Here is a 22,694-nt window from a genome sequence, read left to right on the forward strand (position 1 = left end):
GATTCCCATGGCGACAATCGCAGACTCCATCGAACAGGCTCCTGAGAGCTATTCGACGCAAACGCCGGCCGAGGCCGCACCCAAGGCCGCGCGCGCGGTGCTCAACGTTCCCGGCGCAGCAGTCGGCCGCCGCAAGCAGGCAATCGCCCGCGTGCGCATCAAGCCCGGGACCGGCGTCATCACGGTCAACGGCCGCGAGCTGGCCGACTACTTCCCCAACAAGCTGCACCAGCAGCTGATCAACGACCCGTTCAAGGTGCTGGACCTGCTCGGCAGCTACGACGTGATCGCCCGCATCACCGGCGGCGGCCCCTCGGGTCAAGCCGGCGCGTTGCGGCTGGGCATCGCCCGGGCGCTCAACGAGATCGATCGCGAAAACAACCGTCCCGCACTCAAGAAGGTCGGCTTCCTCAGCCGGGACCCGCGAGTGAAGGAACGCAAGAAGGCTGGACTCAAGAAGGCCCGTAAGGCTCCGCAGTTCTCGAAGCGCTAGTCTGCTCGTAGCTGAGCGACTATGCCTCGCATTTTTGGTACCGACGGTGTCCGCGGGCTCGCCAACGACACCCTGACGGTCGAACTCGCCCTGAGTCTTGCTCAGGGTGCGGCGTCCGTGTTCGACAAGGGACACCGCGCCGACGCACGCCGCGCATCCGGCCGAAGGCCCGTGGCCGTCGTCGCGCGCGACCCGCGGATTTCTGGCGAGTTCATCGCGGCAGCGGTGTCCGCCGGCCTGGCGAGTTCCGGCGTTGACGTGCTTGACGCCGGGGTGATTCCGACCCCGGCGACGGCGTTCTTGATCGCCGACATCGACGCCGACTTCGGGGTGATGGTCTCCGCCTCGCACAATCCGGCACCGGACAACGGCATCAAGTTTTTCGCCGCCGGTGGAACCAAACTCCCCGATGAGGTCGAGGACCGCATCGAGGCGGCCATGGCCGGCCGCAAACTGGCTCCGACCGGTGGCGGCGTCGGCCGCATCAGCCGGTTCGCGGATGCCGAAGACCGCTACGTAGTGCACCTGCTCGCGTCGTTGCCGAACCGACTCGACGGCATCCATGTCGTACTCGACTGCGCCAACGGGGCCGCTGCAGGACCGTCGCCGGACGCGTTCGTGAACGCCGGCGCGAAGGTCACGGTGATCGGCGCAGACCCCGACGGCATCAACATCAATGACGGCGTCGGGTCGACCCACCTCGATAACCTCGCCAAGGCGGTGCTCGAGTACGGCGCAGACGTCGGCATCGCCCACGACGGCGACGCGGACCGCTGCCTGGCCATCGATCACTTGGGACGCGTGGTCGACGGTGACCAGATCATGGCCATCCTGGCGGTGTCGATGAAGGAGCGGGGCCTGCTGCGCCAGGACACCCTCGTCGCCACGGTGATGAGCAACCTGGGGCTGCGTTTTGCCATGGAGGCGCACGGCATTTCGATGCTGCAGACCAAGGTCGGCGACCGTTACGTGCTGGAAACCCTCAACAGCGGCGGCTTCAGCTTGGGGGGCGAGCAGTCCGGGCACGTCATCATGACCGACTACGCGACGACCGGCGACGGGATCCTCACCGGGTTGCACCTGCTCGCCGAGATGGCGCGTACCGGAAAATCACTTGCAGAGCTCGCTCAGGTGATGACCGTGTACCCCCAGGTGATGGTCAACGTGAAGGGCGTTGCCCACCACCGGCTCAACGGGGATGAGACGATCGCGGCCGCCGTCGGGCTGGCAGAGGGACGGCTTGGCGCTGACGGGCGGGTCGTGCTGCGCCCCTCGGGGACTGAGCCGCTCGTGCGCGTGATGGTCGAGGCATCCGACCGCAGCTTGGCGGACGAGATCGCGCAGGCGCTGGCCGACGTGGTGCGCAAGCAACTCGCCCTGTAGCTCCCGGAACTTCCCTAAACCCGGATCTTCCCTAAACCCGACACAAGACTTAATCCCCTCTCAAGGAAATTCTGTCCGGAGGGGGCCCGGATCCCAATACGCCGGCTCTCGGAAGACAGAAACTCCTTGAGACGGGGTGTGAACGGGGGGGTGAGGGACGGGTTGAGGCGGGGTGTCGCCCGGGGCGGGGGTCAGATCTTGCGGAGCAGGATGCTCTTGACGGCGTGACTGGCGTTCTTGCGCAGCACCAGGGTGGCCCGCGAGCGGGTGGGCAGGATGTTCCGGGTCAGGTTCGGCTCGTTGATACGGTTCCAGATGTCCCTAGCCTTCGCACGCGCCTGCTCCGGGCTCAGCGTCGAGTATCGATGGAAGTACGACTTGGGGTTCGCGAACGCGCCGCGCTGCAGTTTGAGGAAGCGCTCCTCGTACCAGGTGGCGATGTCCGACGTCCTGGCATCCACGTAGACGGTGAAGTCGAACAGGTCGCTGATCGCCAAGCCGTGCCCGCTGGTAGGCGGTTGCAGCACGTTGAGCCCCTCGACGATGAGGATGTCCGGTTGCCGCACCACGATCTCGGCGCCGGGCGAGATGTCGTAGCTCAAATGCGAGTAGAACGGCGCGCGCACCTCGGCGGCACCGCTTTTCACCTTGCTCACGAACCGCAGCAACGCGCGACGGTCGTACGACTCCGGGAATCCCTTCCGGTCCATCAGCCCGCGCCGCTCCAACTCTGCGTTCGGCAGCAGGAACCCGTCGGTGGTGAGCAGCTCCACCCGCGGCGTGTCCTCCCACCGGGAGAGCAGCTCCCGCAGCAGCCGCGAAATCGTCGACTTGCCGACCGCCACCGACCCGGCCACTCCAATCACGAACGGGGTCCGCTCACTCGGCCGCCTCAGGAAGCTGCTGGTTGACTGATGCAGCCGCTGCGCGCCCACCGCGTACAGGGTGAGCAGCTTGCTCAGCGGCAGGTAGACCTCGGCCACCTCTTCGAGCGAGAGCCGGTCGCCCAGTCCGCTCAATTCGACGATTTCGGTGGGGCTCAGCGGCAGCGTCGTGGACGGCGCAAGCTCGGCCCAATAGCTGCGCGGGATCTCCACGAAGGGAGTGGAGTGCTCGCTGTTCGCGCCGTGCGATCCCGACTCAGGCATAGGTGACCAGACTAGCCCGACGGATGCCCGACGACGATGCGCGGTACAGGTACCGTAAAATCGTGTTCCATGTGTGGAATCGTGGGCTACGTCGGCACCGACCGCAGTGTTGAGGTGCTCCTCGGGGGCCTGCGGCGCCTGGAATACCGCGGTTACGACTCCGCCGGCATCGCGGTGATCGACGCATCCGGCATCCTGAACACGCGCAAACGCGCCGGCAAACTGCAGATGCTCGTCGGCGATCTGGACGCCGATCCGATGAACGACGGTGCCACCGGCATCGGTCACACGCGTTGGGCCACGCACGGCGGTCCCACCGACGCCAACGCGCACCCGCACCTCGGCGACGACGGCAAACTCGCCCTGATCCACAACGGCATCATCGAGAACTTCGACGAGCTCAAGGCCGAGCTGCTCGCGGAACATCCTGACACGGTGTTCACCAGCGAAACCGACAGCGAGGTGGCCGCGCTGCTCGTCGGCAACGCCTACCGCGACACCGGCGACGTCACCGAGGCCCTGCGCCGGGTCGTTGCCCGGCTGCACGGCGCCTTCACGCTGCTCGCGGTGCACCAGGACCAGCCCGGCGTCGTAGTCGGCGCGCGGCGCAACTCCCCGCTGGTGATCGGTTTGGGTGACGGCGAGAACTTCCTCGGCTCCGACGTCGCCGCGTTCGTGGAACACACCCAACGGGCCGTGGCGATCGGCCAAGATCAGATCGTCACCATCACCGCGCAACAGGTCACCGTCACCGACTTCGACGGCACGCCGGTGGACACCGAGGAGTTCACCGTCGCCTGGGACGCCTCCGCCGCCGAAAAGGGCGGTTGGTCCAGCTTCATGGCCAAGGAAATCAGCGAAGAGCCGGAGGCGATCGCGAACACCCTGCTCGGCCGCAGCAGTGACGGTACCTTGCAGCTCGCCGAACTCGACGGGTTGGCCGAGGTGCTGCGAGACATCGACCGCATCGTCATCATCGGCTGCGGCACCGCGTCCTATGCGGGAATGCTGGGCAAATACGCGATCGAGAAATGGGCGCGCATCCCGGTCGAGGTCGACCTCTCGCACGAATTCCGGTACCGCGACCCAATCCTCGACCCGCGAACGCTGGTCGTCTCAATCAGCCAATCCGGGGAAACGATGGACACCCTGATGGCGGTCAAGTTCGCCATCCAGGCCGGCGCGCATACCCTGTCGATCTGCAACACCCAGGGCGCCACCATTGCCCGCGAATCGGATGCGGTGCTCTACACACACGCCGGCCCCGAAGTCGCCGTCGCCTCCACCAAGGCGTTCGTCGCCCAGGTCACCGCCCTGTACCTGTTCGGCCTGCACCTGGCCGCCCTCCGCGGCACCCTCTCATCCGGCGAGGTCGCTGCGCAGCTGGAGGAACTCCACGCCGTCCCTGCCCAGCTCGCCGTCGTGCTGGAGCAGCACGAGGAGATCCGCCAGCTGGCCCGCTGGATGTCCGACACCCGCGCGGTGCTCTTCCTCGGCCGCCACGTCGGGTTCCCGGTCGCGCTGGAGGGTGCCCTGAAACTGAAGGAACTCGCCTACATCCACGCCGAGGGGTTTGCCGCCGGGGAACTCAAACACGGGCCCATCGCGCTCATCGAACCGGGCCAGCCGGTCTTCGTGATCGTGCCGAGCCCCCGCGAGGACGGCTCGTTGCATCCGAAGGTCATCTCGAACATCCAGGAGATCCGGGCGCGCGGCGCCAGAGTCCTCGCGATCGCAGAAAAAGGCGACGCGGCCGTGCTGCCGTATGCTGACGTCGTGTTCGCCGTTCCCGTCGCCTCCACCCTGTTCCAACCGCTGCTGTCGGTGGTACCGCTGCAGATCTTCGCCATGGAACTGGCGGCGGCCAAGGGGCTGGACGTGGACCAGCCCCGCAACCTGGCCAAATCGGTGACGGTGGAGTGACCTCGTGCCAGCGCCGTGCTAAAACTAGGGCCGTGGTGGGAGTAGCGCCGTGATCGTCGGCATCGGCGTGGACCTGGTGGACCTCGCCAGGTTCGACCGCGCCGCCTCACGCACCCCGGCGCTGCTGAACCGGCTGTTCACCAAGCAGGAAACGGTCACCGCCGCCGGCCGGCCGCTGCCGTTGCGCTCCCTGGCCGGTCGGTTCGCGGCCAAGGAGGCCCTGATCAAGGCGGTAGGCGACTCGACCGGGATGCGCTGGCACGACATGCGGGTCGTCTCGGATCCGTTGGGCAACCCATCGTTCGCGGTGTACGGCGCCATGGCCGGCATCCTTCAACGCTGCGGCGTCAGCCGGCTGCACCTGTCCTTGAGTCATGACGGCGGACTGGCCATCGCCTATGTGATCGCCGAGGGTCCGGCGTGAGTATGCCGCGCGCGACCCGGGGCCCACGGTGAGCGTACGACCCCTGCGCGAAGCGCACATCGATCTTTCGGCGATCTCGCACAACGTTCGAGTATTGCGTCAGGCGATCGGGACCGCCCACTTCATGGCCGTCGTGAAGGCGGACGGTTTCGGCCACGGCGCTGTCGAGTCGGCGCGCGCGGCCGTGCGCGGCGGCGCCGACTGGCTCGGCGTGCTCGACATTCCCGAGGCTCTCGAACTGCGTGCCGCCGGGATCCGCGAACCCATCCTGACCTGGATGCACGCTCCGGAGCAGGATTTCGGCCCCGCGGTGGCCGCAGGCATCGACATCGGCGTCAGCACCCTCGAGCAGGTGGAGGCACTGGCGCAGCTGCACGCGCTCGGCCCGGACGTGCCCAGGATGCAGATCAAGGTCGACACCGGACTCAGCCGCAACGGCGCGATGCCGCAGCTTTGGGAGCGCCTCTTCGCCGCGGCGGCCGACTACGAACGCCGCGGCGCCCTCACCATTACCGGCATTTTCAGCCACCTCGCCAACGCGGGAGCCGAGGCGGATGCCACCCAGCTGGATGCGTTCCGGGAGGCCCTCAACCTCGCACGGGCGGCGGGACTGAATCCGCCGCTCACCCATCTCGCGGCCACCGCCGGAGCGCTGGAGTGGCCGCAGTGTCGATTCGATCTGGTGCGTGTCGGGCTCGGCATTTACGGGCTGCTGCCGTTCGAGGACGACACGATGCGCGCTGGTGAGCTCGGGCGGTCACTGCGCCCAGCTCTGGAACTGAGCGCCGCCGTCGTGTCGGTCAAGCGGGTGCCAGCCGGCAGCGGCGTGTCCTACGGGCACACCTTCCACACCGGCCGGGACAGCACCCTGGCGCTCGTGCCGCTCGGTTACGGCGACGGCGTGCCCCGGCACGCCTCCGGCCGCGGCCCGGTCTGGATCAACGGCAGAACCTACTGCATCGCCGGCCGGGTCGCCATGGACCAGATCATCGTCGACCTCGGCGACGACACCGCCGAGGTGGGCGATCGAGCGATCCTGTTCGGCGACCCGCGCACGGGCGTGCCGTCCGCCGATGACTGGGCGCGCAGCGCCGACACCATCAACTACGAGATTGTGACACGCCTGGGCGGTCGCATCCAGCGCACCTACAGCGGAGGCGAGTGATGCGGCTCACCATCGACACCCCCGAGCAGATGGAAGAGCTGGGTGGCCGGATCGCCGGGCAGTTGGCCGCAGGCGACATCGTGGCCCTCACCGGCGAGCTGGGGGCGGGCAAGACCACCCTGACCCGCGGCCTCGGCCACGCCCTCGGCGTACGCGGCGCGGTAGCCAGCCCCACCTTCGTGCTCGCCAGGACGCATCCGCGGCCCGGCGGCGTGCCGCTCGTCCACGTGGACGCCTACCGGCTCGCCGGCGCCGACGAGCTGGAAGACCTCGACATCGACTTCGAAGGATCCATCGTCGTGGTGGAATGGGCAGAGGGGATGCTGGACGGCCTCGCCGATTCCTGGCTTGCCGTGCGGATCGACCGGCCGAAGGGCGGCGCGGGCGCTGACGGGCCAGGAACCGTTTTCGAGGACGCCGCCGAACCGCGCGAAGTCACCATCACCGGGCACGGGCCGCGCTGGGCCGGCGTCGTGCTGTAACCCACCGATACCATTCCGGACCATTGAGCCCGCCGCGGCGGGCGGTCTGGTCCGGAACAGCATCGCTCGGTGCATGCGGCGGCCAGGCGGCGGCCGGATGCGAGCGGCCGGGCAAATTAGACTGGCGGGGTGCTTCTCGCCATCGATACCTCCGCAGGCACCAGCGTCGCGGTGGTCGACCCGGACCGGGGCACTCTCGCCCTGCGACACGAATCCGGCACCCGCTCGCACGCCGAAGTGATCGGGACGCTGATTGCCGAAAGCCTCACACAGTCACAGGTTACGGCCGCGACGCTCTCCGCAGTCGCCGTGGGGATGGGACCGGGTCCATTCACCGGCCTGCGCGTGGGCATCGCGGCCGCGCAGGCGTTCGCGCTGGGAGCCGGGAAGTCACTGCTGCGGGTGGTCAGCCACGACGCGGTAGCGTTCGGCCGCTACGCCGAGGGTTTCACCGGCCCGCTGCTGGTGGTCACCGACGCACGCCGCCGCGAGGTGTACTGGTCCGCCTACAGCGGCGTCGACGCCACCGGAATCCCCCAGCGGGTCGACGACCCCGGACTGTCCCGACCCGGCGATCTCGCGGAGGCCGTCACCGATTACCCGCGCTACGAACGGCTGGATGCCACCGAGGTGTCCGCGGCATCCGTCGGCCTGCTCGCCGAGGCACTGCACCGGCACGGCAGAGCGTTCGCCGGTCCGGCTCCGCTCTATCTGCGCTCGCCGGATGTGACGGTGCCGACCTCGATGAAGCGGGTCAGCCAGTGACCTGGCAGCTGCGCCGGGCCAGACCTGCGGACCTCGCGACGATCATGGTGCTGGAGAAGTCGATCTTCACCGCGGATGCCTGGTCGACAGCCACCATGAAGCGCGACCTGCTGAATCCACAGTGCTACTACCTCGTGGCCTTCGACCCGGAAACCCCGGAGACGATCGACGGCTACGCCGGACTGTTCGCCCCGTCGGGCGCCGGCGATGCCGACATCCAGACCATCGCGGTCGCTGAGGCCTCCCGCCGCGCCGGACTGGGACGCGTGCTGATGCTCTCGCTGATCACCGAGGCGCGTCATCGCGGTGCGCGGCAGGTGTTCCTCGAGGTGCGGGCGGACAACCCCGCGGCACAGAACCTGTACCGCACCCTGGGATTCGAGCAGATCGGCGTGCGCGTGGCGTACTACCAGCCGGACGGCGTCGACGCGCTGACCATGCGCCTGACCGTGCCGGAACCCCGGATCGCCCCGGCGGTGGGTGTCCCGGCCGGGAACAGCCCGCTCGTGCTCGGCATCGAGACCAGTTGCGACGAGACCGGAATCGGCATCGTGCGCGGCGACACCCTGCTCGCCAACGTGATCGCGTCGTCCATGGACGAGCATGCCCGCTACGGCGGCGTGGTCCCCGAGATCGCGGCGCGCGCCCACCTCGAAGCGCTCACCCCGAGCCTGACGGCCGCGCTCGACCGGGCCGGCGTCACCCTCCGGGAACTGGACGCGATCGCCGTCACCAGCGGCCCAGGGCTCGCCGGCGCGCTCATGGTAGGGGTGGGGGCGGCGAAGGCGCTCGCCATCGCCCTGGACACGCCGCTCTACGCCGTCAACCACCTGGTCGGTCACGTCGGCGCTGACGTGCTGCGCCACGGTGACTCCTCCCAGGTGTCCGGACCGCTGGAATACCCCACCATCGCCCTGCTGGTCTCCGGCGGGCACACCTCGCTGCTGCTGGTGCGCGACCTCGTCTCGGACGTGGAACTGCTCGGCGAGACCATCGACGACGCGGCCGGCGAGGCGTTCGACAAGGTGGCCAGGTTGCTCGGCCTGCCCTATCCCGGCGGACCGCACATCGACCGGGTCGCTGCGGGCGGCAACCCGGATGCCATCCGTTTCCCCCGAGGGCTCAGCCGCCCCAAGGACCTCGAGAAGCACCGCTACGACTTCTCATTCTCGGGACTCAAGACGGCGGTCGCCAGGTGGGTGGAACAGCGAACGGATGCCGGTGAGCCGGTACCGATGGCCGACACCGCTGCCAGCTTCCGCGAGGCCGTCGTCGACGTGCTCACCGCGAAGGCTGTCGCCGCCTGCCTGGACTTCGGCATCCCGCGCCTCCTGCTCGGCGGCGGCGTCATCGCCAACGCCCGACTGCGCGAGGTGGCCGCCGAACGCTGCGCCGCCCACGGGATCGAACTGCGGGTGCCGCCGCTGTCGCTGTGCACCGACAACGGCGCGATGATCGCGGCGCTCGGCGCGCAGTTGGTGATGGCCGGACGGGGGCCGTCCGGGCTCGGTTTCGGCGCGGACTCCACCCTCCCGGTGACCACCATTCAGGCCTGAAAGCGACCCATTGACACGCGCAGTTCAGGGTGTCAGCATGGCCCGCAACACTAACGTGTCTACCCCGAACGGAGACGTCATGACCGACCCGGATCTCCCACCCAGCACCCCGCCGCCGACGGTACCGCCGCCGACTCCGCCCACCACCCCACCGACGAATCCTCCACCGGGACCCGGTGCGCCGCCGGAAGAGCCACCGCTCCTCGACGACGTACGCGGTGACTATCGCGGTGACCATCGTGATGACCATCGCGGTGGCGCGCCAGGCGCCACCGCCTACGGCGCGGGCCCTGCTGCTGCCCCATACGGGACGCAAACCGCGTACGGCACGCGCGATCCCGCCCCGAAACAAACTCTGAGTCTCACCTCGTTCATCGTCGGGCTTGCCAGCCTCGTCTTCTGCTGGGTCCCGGTGCTCGGCTTCCTTGGCGCGATCGCCGCCGTGATCATCGGCTTCATCGCCAAGAACCGGGAGCCACAGGCGCCCAAGTGGATGTGGCTGGTCGGCATCATCTCCGGATTCGCGGCCATCCTGCTCAGCCTGCTCATCCTCATCCCGCTCATCTTGCTGTTCGCGTTCGGAGCGGCAGTCAGCACCGGCGTTCCGGTTCCGACTCCCTGAGCGTCGGGCTACCGAATTTCACCGTCGCGCTCGACGATGAGCACGCAGTGGCGTCCGGCCACCCGGGTAATCACCACCGTCGCGCTGCCCTTGCCCTTCAATCCGAGTCTTTTCCGCAGCGTCGCCGGGTCGACATCCGCCCCCCGCTTCTTGATCTCCACGGCACCGATACCGCGCTGCGTCAGGGTCTTCTTCAGCGTCCGCTCGTCCCACGGCAGCCGGTCGAGGATGCGGAACCGCGTGGCGAACGGCGTGTCGACCCGCGTGTCTGAGCTCAGATAGGCGATCCCGTCGCTGATCATGGATGCGCCCAAATCCCGCGCCAGGTCGCCGATCAGCCGGGCGCGGATCACCGCGCCATCCGGCTCATAAAGGTACTGCCCGAGCGCACCGACCGGCGCGTCCGTGCTGTCCTCACCCGCCGCCAGTTCGGCGCTGCCGTGTTTTCCGAGCAGCAGCGCGCTGCGACGGATGCCGGGCCTGGCCAGAGCGCCGAACCACAGCGACACCTCGACCACCTCCCGGTCCACGGAAACCCACTGTGCTTCGGCCTGGGCTGGGATCAGTGCGCGGTCCATGCCGGGAGCCAGTTTCACCCCGGTGGGCAGTTGGTCGGCGAAGGCGAACGCCGTCTCCAGCGACGGTGACCAGTCGGCTGGATCGGACAGGCGGCGGGACGAGGTGCGCCGGGCGGGGTCCAGGTAGACGCCGTCGGCCTCTGTCGGCACGAACGAGGCGGCGTCTCCGTGCACCACGGTGGCGTGCGGCCACGGCGCGAGGTTGTATGCGGCGATCGCGGCGGTGACTTCGTCCCGTTCGACCGCAGTCACCCGAATGTCCAGCGCCGCCAGCGCCAGCGCGTCACCACCGATTCCGCAGCCCAGGTCGGCGACGCGGTTCAGCCCCGCCGAGCGGAACCGGCCGGCGTGCACGGCGGCGACCGACAGTCTGGTCGCCTGTTCCAGTCCGGCCGGAGTGAACAGCATCCGGTCGGCGAACTCGCCGAACTTGAGGGTCGCGTGCCGCCGAAGCTTCGACTGGGTCAGTACCGCCGAGACGAGCGCGGGGGAGTGCCCCGCCTCGCGCAGCGCGCTGACCATGCGCACCACATCCGCCGTCGAGTCGTAGGGCGGCAGGTCGTCGAGCAGGCTCAGCCCCTCGGTCGACAGCACTTCGAGCAACTCGGCAGTTTCCATCCGCCCATTCTGATCCGAAATGACGGAGATCTGGTCATCGGGATGCCCGCACCGCGCGATCCCGGGTCCTCTGGTAGCAAAACTCCGTCATTTCGCCAAGGGCGGGAGTGGCTAGGAGGCGGGCGGGGCAGGGGCCTGAATTGGCACTCGGATTGACCGAGTGCCAACCGAGGCCGTACAGTAGTTCTGGCACACTCACAGTGAGAGTGCTAACCAGAGATTTCTAAGTTCTTCAGAAAGAGGTCAGCCGTGTCGGTGTCAATCAAGCCGCTCGAGGATCGCATTGTAGTAAAGCAGGTCGATGCAGAGGAGACCACCGCATCCGGTCTCGTCATCCCTGACACCGCGAAGGAGAAGCCCCAGGAGGGTGAAGTTCTCGCCGTGGGTCCAGGGCGCATCGACGACAACGGCAACCGCGTCCCGCTCGATATCGCCGTGGGCGACAAGGTCATCTACTCCAAGTACGGCGGAACCGAGGTCAAGTACAGCGGCGAAGACCTGCTCGTGCTCTCGGCCCGCGACGTGCTCGCGGTCGTGGTGCGCTAGAGGCACGCTCAGCTGAAGCGCCGATAGATTCAGCGCTCGTATGGCCCGTCCGGTTGATCCGGACGGGCCATTTGCGTACCTTGGCGCGCAAGGACAGGAGTAGCATGCGAACAGTGCCCGCTCCTTCCGCCGCCTTCGCAGCACGCGAGCGGTCCGGTGTTGCCTATGCCGTCTCGGCGTATGGCCTCTGGGGGCTGTTCCCGCTCTACTTCCTCCTGCTGCTGCCGAGCGGGCCGTTCGAAATCGTCGCCTACCGGGTGCTGTTCTCGTTCGTCTTCTGCCTCATCGTCATCACGATGCTGCGTCGATGGGACAAGATTTTCGCCATGGTTCGGCAGACCAGGCTCTTTTTGACGCTGGGCGTCGCCGGCATCCTCATCTTCGGCAACTGGCAGGTCTACGTGCTTGCCGTGCTCGGCGGGCACGTCACCGAAGCAGCACTCGGGTACTTCATCAACCCCATCGTCACGGTGCTCCTGGGTGTGCTGCTGTTGCGCGAGAAGCTCCGGCCGGCGCAGTGGACGGCGGTCGCGCTGAGTGGTGTCGCGGTGCTCGTTCTCGCCATCAACTACGGAGCATTCCCCTGGATCGCCCTCGCCCTCGCGTTCACGTTCGGACTGTACGGCTATGCGAAGAAGTCGGTCGGGGGTGAGGTGGATGCGCTCACCGGTTTGACCATTGAAACCGCCTGGCTGGTCCCGGTCGCTCTGGCCGAGCTCGTGTTCGTCGGAATGACCACCGGCATCACCTTCGGCAACATCAGCGTGGCCAACACCTTGCTGCTGCTCAGCGCCGGAGTCGTCACTGCGATCCCGCTGCTCCTGTTCGCCGCCTCCGCCCGGCGGCTTCGGCTGACCACGATCGGACTGATCCAGTACCTGACTCCGATTCTGCAGTTCGTCATCGGCGCGTTCGTGCTGAACGAGGCGATGCCGACGTCCCGCTGGATCGGGTTCGCGCTGGTCTGGATGGCGCTGATCATCCTCTCGGTGGACATGGTGGTCTCCGGCCGTTCCCGCCGCGCCTTGCCGTTACCCGGTTGAGCGTTCGATAGTCTTCCGCCCAGAAGCCGCAAACCACAGGCTACGAAAGGATGCCGGATGCCTCGATCGCGCACCATTTCATTGGTCGCGGTCTTCGTGGCGGCATCGTTGGCCTGCGCGGCCTGCACGAGCGGGCCGAGCCAGGCGCCCTCGACATCCTCCAGTCCCACCCCGAGCGTCACCGCCGGACCGCTTGCGCCCGGTGACGGTGTGCTGCGCATCGGGACTCTGCTGCCCACGACCGGTGCCTCGGCCTTCCTCGCCCCGGCGCAGGCTGCCGGTGTGGAACTCGCCGTGCGCGAGATCAACGAAGCAGGCGGCGTTCTCGGCGTGCCGGTCGAGGTGTTCCACCGCGACTCCGGCGACGCCTCCACCACCACGCTGGAAACCTCATTCGCCGACCTGCTCACCAAGAAGATCGACGTGGTGATCGGCCCGTCCTCCTCCGTGCTCGCCGCCCGGCTGCTGCCGAAGAGCACCGAAGCCAAGATCCCGATGATCTCACCGGCTGCCACCGGCATCGCACTGACGACCCAGCAGAACGAAGGATGGTTCTTCCGCAGCATCCCCTCGGCGGCGCTGCAGTCCAGTGCCCTCGCGGCAGCGGTCACGAAATCCGGCGCCACGAAACTCGGAGTCATCGCGTTCGAGGATCCGACCGGCAGTGCCGTGTCCCAGGGGCTGGATAGCGCCATGACCGCGGCCGGTGGCGCGCTGGTGGTGCAGCAGAGCTTTGGCGCCGAGACGAAGGACCTCGCGCCCGTGGTCGCCGCCATTGTCAAGGCCGCCCCGCAGTCGGTGGCGCTGGTCAGTCCGTTCAGCGCCATGGCGCAGAACCAGGCGCTGATCACCGCGCTGAGCGCGGCGGGATTCGGCGGCGCCAAGCTCTGGCTCACCAGCGGCAATCTCGCGGACTATTCCCAGGCGCTGCCGGCGGGGCTGCTCAAGGACGTCAACGGCATCCTCGAGGGCGACACCACAAACGAGGCGTTCGACAAACGCGTGCTCTCGGCCGGACCCTCGGTCACCGACTACCGTTACGCCGCGGAGGCCTATGACGCGGTGATGCTCGCCGCGCTCGCCGCCATCGTGGGACACAACGACACCGGTGCCGGGATCGCCCGGCAGCTGCGCGGGGTCTCCTCCGGCGGCATCAAATGCCAAAGCTTCGGGGAATGTCTCGACGTGCTCAAGACCCAGAAGGACATCGACTACGACGGCGTGTCCGGGCCGCTCACACTGGATGCCGCCGGGGACCCTTCGCCCGCACACTACGGCGTCTACCGCTACAGCGCCGAGAACCAGTACAGTCGCGTCGGCGACGTGCTCGCGGGGTGAACTGCGGAATTCGGCGCGGCCATGCGGGCAAGCGCAAATTACCCCCGGTCGGGAACGTAATAGTAACGATTCCGTAGTGTTATCGCCGTAAGACGTGCCTTCATTTGTGCGCAGGTCGTTTGGGCAATAGCTTTACGGGAGGCAGTGTTATCTGCCATGTCTCAAGCACAGAAAAATACAAGGAGCAACATGAGCGCATTTGTGAAGGTTAAATCCTCACGGTCGCGGTATCTGAAGTCAGTCCTCAGTGGTGTCGCCATGCTCGGCGTTGGAGCAATGGTGCTCGCCGGCTGTTCGGCGACTCCGAGCGCCAGCCCGACGAAGTCGGCTGGCCCGGTGCAGGATCTTACCCTCAACCTCGGCACGGTGATTGCGCAAACCGGGTCACTCGCGTTCCTCGGGCCGCCGCAGGAGGCCGGAGTCCAACTCGCCGTCAAGGACATCAACGACGCCAACCTCGGCATCAAAGTGAACTTGACGCTCGGAGACTCTGGCGACCCGGACAACAAGGCGTACGCCACCACGGTTCCGAACCTGATCAACAAGAAGGTCAACGCCATTGTTGGTGCTTCTGCCTCCAGTGTGACGAAGCTGATCCTCGACCAGGTCACTGGTGCCGGAATCCTGCTGATTTCCCCATCGGCAACCTCGCCGGACTTCACCACGGCGCCGGACAACGGGTTGTTCTTCCGCACGGCCCCGTCTGACCTGCTGCAAGGTGAGACGCTCGGCAACCTGATCGCGGCGGACGGTGCCAGCACGCTGGGCGTCATCGCACTCAACGACCCATATGGAACCGGATTGCAGAAGGCGACCTCGAAGGCATTCGAGGCGGCTGGTGGAAAGACTGTTGCCAACGAGCTGTTCAACGATGGCGACACGAACTTCACCTCGCAGATCTCAGCTGTGCTGGCTCAGAAGCCTGACGCTATCGCGCTGATCACCTTCGACCAGGGCAAGACCATCATCCCGGCACTCAAGGATGCTGGATTTGACATGAGCCACCTGTACCTGGTTGATGGCAACACCAGCCACTACGGCACCCAGTTGGCACCGGGCACACTCACCGGTGCTCAGGGGACGATCCCTGGCCCGGCGCTGTCGACGGACTTCCACGACCAGTTGGTCGCCAACTACGCGGCAGTCAACAACGGCGCGGAGTTGAAGGAATTCACCTATTCCGCCGAAAGCTATGACGCCGTTGTACTCGTCGCGCTCGCGGCACTGTCGGCCAAGTCGGTCGACGGCAAGGCGATGGCAGCGAAGATGGCTGCGGTGTCCGGTGCGGACAAGGGCAAGAAGGCCACGACCTTCGCCGAAGCCGCGAAGATCATCAACGCCGGTGACGCAGTTGACTACGACGGCCCGTCCGGCGGAGTCAAGTTCGACAAGGCAGGAGACCCGACCGAGGCATCGATCGGCATCTACAAGTACGACGCCACGAACGAATTCAAGCGCACCAACAAGTAACGCCGGCACGAGAAGAAGGGCCCCGACCGTCACGGTCGGGGCCCTTCCTTCGTGCTTCGCGCAACCGCTAGGCGGCGTCCTCGCCGAGCGTGCCCAGGTAGAGGTTGATCACCTTAGGATCGGTCAGCAAATCACGCCCACGGCCCGTGTATGCGTCTTTGCCTTGATCCAGCACGTAGCCTCGGTCGCAGATCTGCAGGCAGCGTCTGGCATTCTGCTCCACCATGATGATCGTGACGCCAGCCTTGTTGATCTCCGAGACGCGGATGAACGCCTCGTCTTGACGCACCGGGGAAAGCCCGGCCGATGGCTCGTCCAGCAGCAGAACGTGTGGCTCCATCATCAGCGCACGCGACATCGCCACCATTTGGCGTTCGCCGCCCGACAGAGAACCGGCACGCTGCTTGAGCCGAGACGACAGTTCCCCGAAAATGCTGACCACGAACTCCAGGCGCTCCTCATAGAGCTTGGGTTTCTGGAAGACACCCATTTGCAGGTTCTCTTCGATGCTCAGGGTGGGGAAGATGTTGTTGTTCTGGGGAACGTACCCGACGCCACGGGCAACAAGCTTGTTCGCAGGCAATCCCGTGATGGTGTCACCGTTCAACACGATTTCGCCGCCGCGAACGTGCACCTGGCCGAAGATCGCCTTGAGCAGCGTCGATTTGCCGGCGCCATTGGGACCGATGATGCCGATCAGCTCGCCGCGGTTCACGTGCACCGAACAGTCATTGAGAATGTTGACGCCCGGCAGGTATCCGGCGAAGAGGTGGTCTACCTCAATGACCGCTTGTTCGTTCGTCTCGCTCACAATGGAACCCCCTGTTCACTCACCCGGCCGGTGACGACACCGAGATCCGTGTCGAGATGGCTGCCGAGATAAGCGTCGATCACGGCTGGATCCTTCATCACCAGATCCGGCGGTCCCTCAGCCACAACGCGCCCCTGCGCCATCACCACGACCCAGTCCGCAATGTGACGCACCATCTGCATGTCGTGCTCCACGAAGAGCACCGTCATACCGTCGCGCTTGAGATTGAGGATGTGGTCCAGCAGCGACTGGGTGAGCGCTGGGTTGACTCCCGCCATGGGCTCATCGAGCATCACGAGTGTTGGATCACTCATCAACGCCCTGGCCATCTCCAGAAGCTTGCGTTGCCCGCCGGAAAGGCTGGCCGCGTAGTCGTTTGCTTTTTCGGCGAGCTTGAAGTGGGTAAGCAGTTCTCGTGCCTTCGCCTCGATCGCATCGTCTTGCTTGCGCCACAGCTTGGGAATGAGGCCCACCCAGAAGTTCTCGCCCCGCTGCTCGCGGGCTCCCAGCTTCATGTTCTCCAAGACCGACAGCATCCCGAGGGCCTTGGTCAGCTGAAAGGTGCGCACCTGACCGAGCCGTGAGATCTTGAACGCCGGAATGCCGTGCAGCGGTGTGCCGTTGAACGTCCAGGTGCCGGTGTTCGGCTTGTCAAAGCCGGTGATCAGGTTGAAGAACGTGGTCTTGCCGGCGCCATTCGGGCCGATGAGCGCCGTGATGGCGTTACGCGGGATCTCGAGGTGATCGACATCCACGGCCTTCAATCCGCCGTAGGCGCGGGTGACGTTGTCGGCGACGATGATCGGGTCGGTCTTCGCGCATCCCGGAACCATATCCCCGATGTGCAGCCCAGTGGACTTGGTGTATTGCTGCGTGGTTGCCGGCACGTCAGCCAATCCCACGCCGTCGTCTAGCGCGTCGACACGGGTGATGGGGAGTGACTCAGCGGAGTCATCGGCCAGGATCTCGCCGGGGAGCGTGCCGTCCGGCAGGGTCTCTCCTGGAATCGAATCAGCGGGCATTGAAGGTCATCTCCTTCTTGTTGCCGAGGATTCCCTGCGGCCGGAACACGACGATGAGCATGAGCGCGATGCCGACAAGTACGAAGCGCAGCACGCTGGCTTGGATGGGCGACATGAACGGCAGGAATCCGGCTGACGACAACGCCGGTAGGAACACCGACAGGAAGGCCATGATCAGCCAGAACGCGATGGATCCGAGCACCGGGCCGAGTACGGTCGCTGCGCCACCGAGCAGCAACACCGTCCACAAGAAGAAGGTCAGCGACGGCAGGTAAACGCCGGGAACGACCGCGGAGGGCAGGGCGAGCACGACTCCGCCGAGCGAGCCGAGGCATCCACCGAGCACCAAAACCTGCATCTTGTACGAGAACACGTTCTTGCCGAGCGCCCGCACCGCATCCTCGTCCTCACGGATGCCCTTGACCACGCGACCCCATGGGCTGCGCATCAGTAACCAGACCACCAGCACGGCGACGATCAGAAGTGCGATGCCGAAGATGCGCACCCACCAGTCCTGCTCGTTGTAGCGGAACGGGCCGAAACCGTATGTTCCTGCCGGAATCGGGTTGGATGCACGGAATCCGGCATGGTAGCCGCCGAGACCGTCGGCGGAGTTGGTGTACTCCCCGAAGAGGGTGCTGTTGAACAGCAAGCGCAACACTTCCGCCGCCGCAATGGTGGCGATGGCGAGATAGTCGGCGCGCAGCCTCAGGGTGGGCAGGCCCAGAATGAACGCGAAAATGACGGAGGCCACCAGACCGATCAGGATGCCCATCCACCAAGGCAGGTGGAACGACAGGATCGAGATGGCGTACGCGTAACCGCCGATAGCCATGAAGCCGGCTTGGCCGAAGTTGAGCAGACCGCCGTAGCCGAAGTGCACGGCGAGGCCGACGGTGGCGATCGCGTAGGCGATGGTCTCCGGCGCGATCAGCCAGGCGGCCGTGTTCGAGAAAATGAAACCCCAGTCCATGCCAGCTACCTAACCTATTCTCTCTTTGCGGCCGAGGATGCCCTGTGGTCTGAAAAGCAGCACGATGATCAAAATCGTCAACGGTGCGACGTACTTCAGGTCCGACGGCAGCCAGAGGGTGGAGATTTCGACCAGCAGGCCGACGATGATCGAACCGATCAGGGCGCCGAACGCGGTGCCGAGCCCGCCCAGCACGACGGCGGCGAAAACCAGCAGCAAGATCTGCCAGCCCATATCCCACTTGATTCCCGGCCGGAAGTAAGCCCAGAGGATGCCGGAAAGCCCGGCCAGCGCCGCGCCGAAGACCCAGATCAGGCGGATCACATGGTCCACATCGATGCCGGAGGCCGATGCCAGTGCCGGGTTATCCGAAATGGCTCTGGTGGCCTTTCCGGTGCGGGTGCGCAACAGCCAGTAGCCGACTCCGACGAGCACCACGATGCTGATTCCCATGCTGATCATGTCGGTGACCGATAGGGCGATTGGGCCGAGCAGCGTGATCTTCGCCGATCCAGAGTCCGGCAGCTGATAAGTGCCACCACCGTAGAAGTACTGGAAGATATACCGCAGGGCCAGTGACAGACCGATGCTGACGATCATCAACTGCACCACGCTGAGATTTCGCTTCCGCAACGGTTTCCAGAGCGTGATGTCCAGTCCCCAGCTGAGCAGCCCGGTGAGGACGATCGCGAGCGGGAACGCGATCCACCAGGGGAACGCCAATTGCACGCCGAAGGTCAACGCCATCACCGCGCCGAACGTGACGAATTCGGCGTGCGCGAAGTTGGCCAACCCGGTGGTGCCGTAGATCAGGGACAGCCCGATGGAGGCCAGGGCCAACATGAGTCCGAAGTTGAGGCCGCTGATGACCCGCTGAATGAACTGGTCGGCGAAGCTCGTCACGTGCCGTTCGCCCTGTCCCAGGAAGTAGTTCACCGAGCGCATGTTGGTCAGGCCGAAGTTCGCATCGACCACGTTCGAGCCCTTGGCGACGATCACGCCTTTCGGCAGAGTCGACTCGTCGAGGGTGATCGTGTATTTCGCCTTCTTGGGCACGCCGACCGACCACTGGCCCTTAGCGTCGGTCTTCACCTCGGCCTTGTAGCCGTTGCCCGACACTTCCAGCACCACGCCGTCCAGTGGCTTGTCGTTGTACTTCACGTTGCCGCTGAACACGTAGTCGTACTTGTCGACGTTGATCGAATCCGCGGATGCCGGCGATGCCAACAGGGTCGACAGCGTGAGCGCGGCGAGCAGCACGCCCAGGAGAACCAAAGCGAATCGTCGCCAGCGCACACGACTTTGACCAACTGCTACCACGAGACCTCCAAGACGGACCAGGTGAGATTTTTGCATCTCGGACGATTCTGGCATCCGTCGTCGTTGACGATACCTGCCGATTATGACGCATATTGATGGTCTGCGCGCACCACAGGGTCGGCGTCAGGTTCAGATGCGGCCGAACCGTTAATATGAAAGTACCGGAATTCGCGCGGGCATCCCGCCTCGCGCTTTCGCGGAGAAAATCGGGAGACATATGGACAGCGATGATCCTTTCGGCTTCATCGGACTCACCTACGACGACGTCATGCTGCTGCCAGGGCACACCGATGTCATCCCCAGCGAGGCTGACACCACGACGCGGCTGAGCCGCAGGATCACGGTGTCTTCTCCGCTGCTGTCCTCGGCCATGGACACCGTCACCGAAGCCCGGATGGCGATCGCCATGGCGCGGCAGGGCGGTCTCGGCGTGCTGCACCGCAACCTGTCCATCGCCGATCAAGCGGACTACGTCGACAAGGTCAAGCGCAGCGAATCCGGCATGATCACCAACCCGGTGACCACGACGCCGGAGGCCACCGTCGCCGAGGTCGATGCGCTGTGCGGTCAGTTCAGGGTCTCGGGTCTCCCGGTGGTGCAAGGTGACGGTCTGCTGGTGGGCATCATCACCAACCGCGACATGAGATTCGTGCCCATGGTCGACCGGGCCAGCGCCCTGGTGCGCGATGTGATGACGCGCACGCCTCTGATCACCGCCCCCGCAGGCATCGCGCCCGAGGACGCGATCAAGATCCTCGCAAAGCACAAGATCGAGAAGCTGCCGCTGGTGGATGCCGACGGCAAGCTGCGCGGGCTGATCACCGTGAAGGACTTCGACAAGTCGGAGCAGTACCCGAACTCCACCAAGGATGAGGCGGGCCGACTGCGCGTCGGTGCTGCGATCGGATTCTTCGGCGACGCCTGGGTGCGGGCGATGACGCTGGTCGAGGCCGGCGTGGACGCGCTGATCGTGGACACCGCGAACGGCGATTCCGCCGGGGTGATCGACCTCATCCGCAAGCTCAAGGCCGAGCCCGCCGCCGCCCATGTCGACGTGATCGGTGGGAACGTCGCCACCCGCAGCGGCGCGCAGGCGCTCGTGGATGCCGGCGCGGATGCCGTGAAAGTCGGCGTCGGGCCGGGCTCGATCTGCACCACCCGCGTGGTGGCCGGCGTGGGCGTGCCCCAGGTGACGGCGGTGTACGAGGCGTCCTTGGCGGCCCGGCCGGCTGGTATCCCGGTGATCGCCGACGGCGGCCTGCAGTACTCCGGCGACATCGCCAAGGCCCTCGTGGCCGGCGCCGACTCTGTGATGCTCGGCTCGCTGCTAGCCGGATGCGACGAGAGCCCGGGTGAGCTGGTCTTCGTGAACGGCAAGCAGTTCAAGAACTACCGCGGGATGGGCTCGCTGGGCGCGCTGCAGACGCGCGGGAAGGCGACCTCATACTCCAAGGACCGGTACTTCCAGGCGGACGTGCCCTCCGACGACAAGCTGATCCCCGAGGGGATCGAGGGCCGGGTGCCCTACCGCGGGCCGCTGTCCGCGGTGGCGTACCAGTTGCTCGGCGGACTGCGGCAGTCGATGTTCTATGTCGGTGCGCGCACCATCCCGGAGCTGAAGAGCCGCGGCAAGTTCGTGCGGATCACGGCGGCCGGGCTGAAGGAATCGCATCCGCACGACATCCAGATGATGGTCGAAGCGCCGAACTACAACCAGCACTAACCGGGACGGCGGGCAGGGGCCTCGATACGCTCGTTCCTCGCTACTCGACCGGCTATCCGGCCCAGTGAGTCGGGTAGCGACCGAGCTTTGCGAGCCACTTGCCGAGACCGCTCAGCGGGCCGCCGCGAGCCGCCCGATGGCCTCGGTGAGCACATCGGGTGAGCATCCGAAGTTCAGACGCACGAAGCCGCGCCCCTGGGCGCCGAAACTGGGGCCGGGATTGAGCGCCACCCTGGCCTGCTCCAGGGCGTGGAGTGACGGATCGTCGCCCCAGTCCAGCGCGCGGAAGTCGAGCCAGGCCAAGTAACTGGCCTCCGGCGCGCGGTACCGCACCTCGGGAAGGTGTTCGGCCAGCAGGGCACCGAGTAGGGCGCGGTTGGCGTCGAGCGCGCGCTTGGCAGCATCCAGCCACGGGTCGCCGACGGTGAACCCGGTGACGCTCGCGATGCGGCCGAACAAGCTGGTGCGAAAGTGCACCTCCTCCGGCAGTTGGGACAGCAGCTGCGACATCCGGTCGCTCGCGGTGACGAACAAGGCGCACTTGAGCCCCGCGATGTTCCAGGACTTGCTCGCGGAGGTGACCGCGATGCCCTGCTCGCGGGCGGCCTCCGACACGCTGAGGAACGGTGTGAACCGGCTGGTCGAGTAGGTGAGCGGTGCGTGGATCTCGTCGCTGACCACCGTCGCGTCGTACTTCGCGGCGAGTTCGGCCAGTTTCCCCAGTTGTTCTGCGGAGTGCACGAGGCCCAGCGGATTGTGCGGATTGCACAGCAGGTATCCGCGGGCGCCGGCGATGAAGGCGTGCTCGATGGCCTCGAGGTCGAGTTCCCAGGCCTCGCCTGTGCGCAGGAGCGGCACCTCGACAGGCATTCCGCCGGCCTCGGCGATGAGGTCGAAGAACGGGGCGTAGACCGGCGGGTTGAGCACGACGCCGTCGCCGGGGCTGATCGCCAGCCGTAACGATTCGACGATGGTGACGCTGACATCGGTCGTGCTGGAGACCCGGGCCGGGTCCACCACCCAGTCCCAGTGCCGCCGCGCGAAACCGGCGAACGCCTCAGGCAACTGCGTACTGCTCGGCTCGTAGCCGGTGTCGGAGCGGCGGATGGCGGCGGTCAACGCCGCCGCGATCGGCTCGGCGAGCGGGAAGTCCATCTCCGCGACGAACAGCGGCAGCACGTCTGGCGGGTAGGCCGTCCACTTCTCGCTCGTACGGGTGCGCAGCAGGGACAGCGGGTCGGCCTTGATCTCCATGTCTCCAGCATGGCGCAGGCGCGCCCTTTTGTTCCCG

General features: G+C 66.2%; 21 protein-coding genes. 14 read left to right on the plus strand and 7 right to left on the minus strand.

Going from position 1 to position 22,694, the window contains the following annotated elements:
- The first annotated feature begins 7 nt into the window (after positions 1-7).
- Together rpsI and glmM are read left to right on the plus strand one after the other, a co-directional pair.
- On the plus strand, positions 8-493 hold the full coding sequence (gene rpsI, locus ABFX56_RS10315; protein WP_346233242.1) for a 30S ribosomal protein S9: 486 nt from the start codon (positions 8-10) through the stop codon (positions 491-493).
- A 21-nt stretch (positions 494-514) separates the two neighbouring features.
- Entirely contained in the window at positions 515-1,876 is a 1,362-nt protein-coding gene (gene glmM / locus ABFX56_RS10320; protein ID WP_346233243.1) for a phosphoglucosamine mutase, read from the plus strand.
- Between the two features lie 191 nt (positions 1,877-2,067).
- On the opposite strand, the gene coaA is transcribed toward glmM, so the two are convergent.
- On the minus strand, positions 2,068-3,024 hold the full coding sequence (gene coaA, locus ABFX56_RS10325; RefSeq protein WP_346233244.1) for a type I pantothenate kinase: 957 nt from the start codon (positions 3,022-3,024) through the stop codon (positions 2,068-2,070).
- A 69-nt stretch (positions 3,025-3,093) separates the two neighbouring features.
- Between coaA and glmS the strand changes: the two genes are divergently transcribed.
- The 7 genes from glmS to ABFX56_RS10360 all read left to right on the plus strand — a co-directional run bounded on the left by glmS (position 3,094) and on the right by ABFX56_RS10360 (position 9,961).
- Positions 3,094-4,947: a glutamine--fructose-6-phosphate transaminase (isomerizing) gene (gene glmS / locus ABFX56_RS10330; RefSeq protein ID WP_346233245.1), complete on the plus strand. Its 1,854-nt coding sequence runs from the start codon at positions 3,094-3,096 to the stop codon at positions 4,945-4,947.
- Between the two features lie 49 nt (positions 4,948-4,996).
- Positions 4,997-5,371 carry a holo-ACP synthase gene (locus tag ABFX56_RS10335; RefSeq protein WP_346233246.1) on the plus strand — a complete coding sequence of 125 codons (375 nt, stop codon included), beginning with the start codon at positions 4,997-4,999 and terminating at the stop codon, positions 5,369-5,371.
- 28 nt (positions 5,372-5,399) lie between these two features.
- Positions 5,400-6,536, plus strand: a complete 1,137-nt coding sequence (alr, locus tag ABFX56_RS10340) for an alanine racemase (RefSeq protein ID WP_346233247.1) — start codon at positions 5,400-5,402, stop codon at positions 6,534-6,536.
- Positions 6,536-7,018: a tRNA (adenosine(37)-N6)-threonylcarbamoyltransferase complex ATPase subunit type 1 TsaE gene (gene tsaE / locus ABFX56_RS10345; RefSeq protein WP_346233248.1), complete on the plus strand. Its 483-nt coding sequence runs from the start codon at positions 6,536-6,538 to the stop codon at positions 7,016-7,018. The genes alr and tsaE overlap by 1 nt, the downstream gene beginning before the upstream one ends.
- Positions 7,019-7,147: 129 nt before the next feature.
- Complete coding sequence (gene tsaB / locus ABFX56_RS10350; RefSeq protein ID WP_346233249.1) at positions 7,148-7,783, plus strand: tRNA (adenosine(37)-N6)-threonylcarbamoyltransferase complex dimerization subunit type 1 TsaB; 636 nt, start codon at positions 7,148-7,150, stop codon at positions 7,781-7,783.
- Complete coding sequence (gene tsaD, locus ABFX56_RS10355) at positions 7,780-9,339, plus strand: tRNA (adenosine(37)-N6)-threonylcarbamoyltransferase complex transferase subunit TsaD (protein WP_346233250.1); 1,560 nt, start codon at positions 7,780-7,782, stop codon at positions 9,337-9,339. Before tsaB ends, tsaD begins: the two co-directional genes overlap by 4 nt.
- A gap of 37 nt (positions 9,340-9,376) precedes the next feature.
- Positions 9,377-9,961, plus strand: coding sequence for a hypothetical protein (locus ABFX56_RS10360; RefSeq protein ID WP_346233251.1), 585 nt, complete (start codon positions 9,377-9,379; stop codon positions 9,959-9,961).
- Between the two features lie 8 nt (positions 9,962-9,969).
- Here the strand turns inward: ABFX56_RS10360 and ABFX56_RS10365 are convergent, their stop codons facing one another.
- Positions 9,970-11,157 carry a THUMP-like domain-containing protein gene (locus ABFX56_RS10365; protein ID WP_346233252.1) on the minus strand — a complete coding sequence of 396 codons (1,188 nt, stop codon included), beginning with the start codon at positions 11,155-11,157 and terminating at the stop codon, positions 9,970-9,972.
- Between the two features lie 249 nt (positions 11,158-11,406).
- Between ABFX56_RS10365 and groES the strand changes: the two genes are divergently transcribed.
- From groES to ABFX56_RS10385, 4 genes are all read left to right on the plus strand, one after another.
- Positions 11,407-11,703: a co-chaperone GroES gene (gene groES, locus ABFX56_RS10370; RefSeq protein ID WP_346233253.1), complete on the plus strand. Its 297-nt coding sequence runs from the start codon at positions 11,407-11,409 to the stop codon at positions 11,701-11,703.
- A 104-nt stretch (positions 11,704-11,807) separates the two neighbouring features.
- Entirely contained in the window at positions 11,808-12,746 is a 939-nt protein-coding gene (rarD, locus tag ABFX56_RS10375) for an EamA family transporter RarD (protein ID WP_428834429.1), read from the plus strand.
- Positions 12,747-12,803: 57 nt separating this feature from the next.
- Positions 12,804-14,084: an ABC transporter substrate-binding protein gene (locus ABFX56_RS10380; protein WP_346233255.1), complete on the plus strand. Its 1,281-nt coding sequence runs from the start codon at positions 12,804-12,806 to the stop codon at positions 14,082-14,084.
- A gap of 189 nt (positions 14,085-14,273) precedes the next feature.
- Positions 14,274-15,554: an ABC transporter substrate-binding protein gene (locus ABFX56_RS10385; RefSeq protein WP_346233256.1), complete on the plus strand. Its 1,281-nt coding sequence runs from the start codon at positions 14,274-14,276 to the stop codon at positions 15,552-15,554.
- A 67-nt stretch (positions 15,555-15,621) separates the two neighbouring features.
- On the opposite strand, the gene ABFX56_RS10390 is transcribed toward ABFX56_RS10385, so the two are convergent.
- From ABFX56_RS10390 to ABFX56_RS10405, 4 genes are all read right to left on the minus strand, one after another.
- Positions 15,622-16,365, minus strand: coding sequence for an ABC transporter ATP-binding protein (locus ABFX56_RS10390; RefSeq protein WP_346233257.1), 744 nt, complete (start codon positions 16,363-16,365; stop codon positions 15,622-15,624).
- Positions 16,362-17,198 carry an ABC transporter ATP-binding protein gene (locus ABFX56_RS10395; RefSeq protein ID WP_346233502.1) on the minus strand — a complete coding sequence of 279 codons (837 nt, stop codon included), beginning with the start codon at positions 17,196-17,198 and terminating at the stop codon, positions 16,362-16,364. Before ABFX56_RS10395 ends, ABFX56_RS10390 begins: the two co-directional genes overlap by 4 nt.
- A 178-nt stretch (positions 17,199-17,376) precedes the next feature.
- The gene (locus ABFX56_RS10400) at positions 17,377-18,360 is read right to left on the minus strand and encodes a branched-chain amino acid ABC transporter permease (RefSeq protein ID WP_346233258.1); all 984 of its coding nucleotides are present in this window, start codon (positions 18,358-18,360) and stop codon (positions 17,377-17,379) included.
- A gap of 9 nt (positions 18,361-18,369) precedes the next feature.
- Positions 18,370-19,635: a branched-chain amino acid ABC transporter permease gene (locus ABFX56_RS10405; protein ID WP_346233259.1), complete on the minus strand. Its 1,266-nt coding sequence runs from the start codon at positions 19,633-19,635 to the stop codon at positions 18,370-18,372.
- A 262-nt stretch (positions 19,636-19,897) separates the two neighbouring features.
- Here ABFX56_RS10405 and guaB point away from each other — a divergent pair, with 262 nt between their 5' ends.
- On the plus strand, positions 19,898-21,403 hold the full coding sequence (guaB, locus tag ABFX56_RS10410) for an IMP dehydrogenase (RefSeq protein ID WP_346233260.1): 1,506 nt from the start codon (positions 19,898-19,900) through the stop codon (positions 21,401-21,403).
- Positions 21,404-21,514: 111 nt separating this feature from the next.
- On the opposite strand, the gene ABFX56_RS10415 is transcribed toward guaB, so the two are convergent.
- Complete coding sequence (locus ABFX56_RS10415; protein ID WP_346233261.1) at positions 21,515-22,657, minus strand: MalY/PatB family protein; 1,143 nt, start codon at positions 22,655-22,657, stop codon at positions 21,515-21,517.
- Positions 22,658-22,694 lie beyond the last annotated feature (37 nt).

This window comes from Parafrigoribacterium mesophilum (assembly GCF_039652555.1).
Classification (GTDB): domain Bacteria; phylum Actinomycetota; class Actinomycetes; order Actinomycetales; family Microbacteriaceae; genus Parafrigoribacterium; species Parafrigoribacterium mesophilum.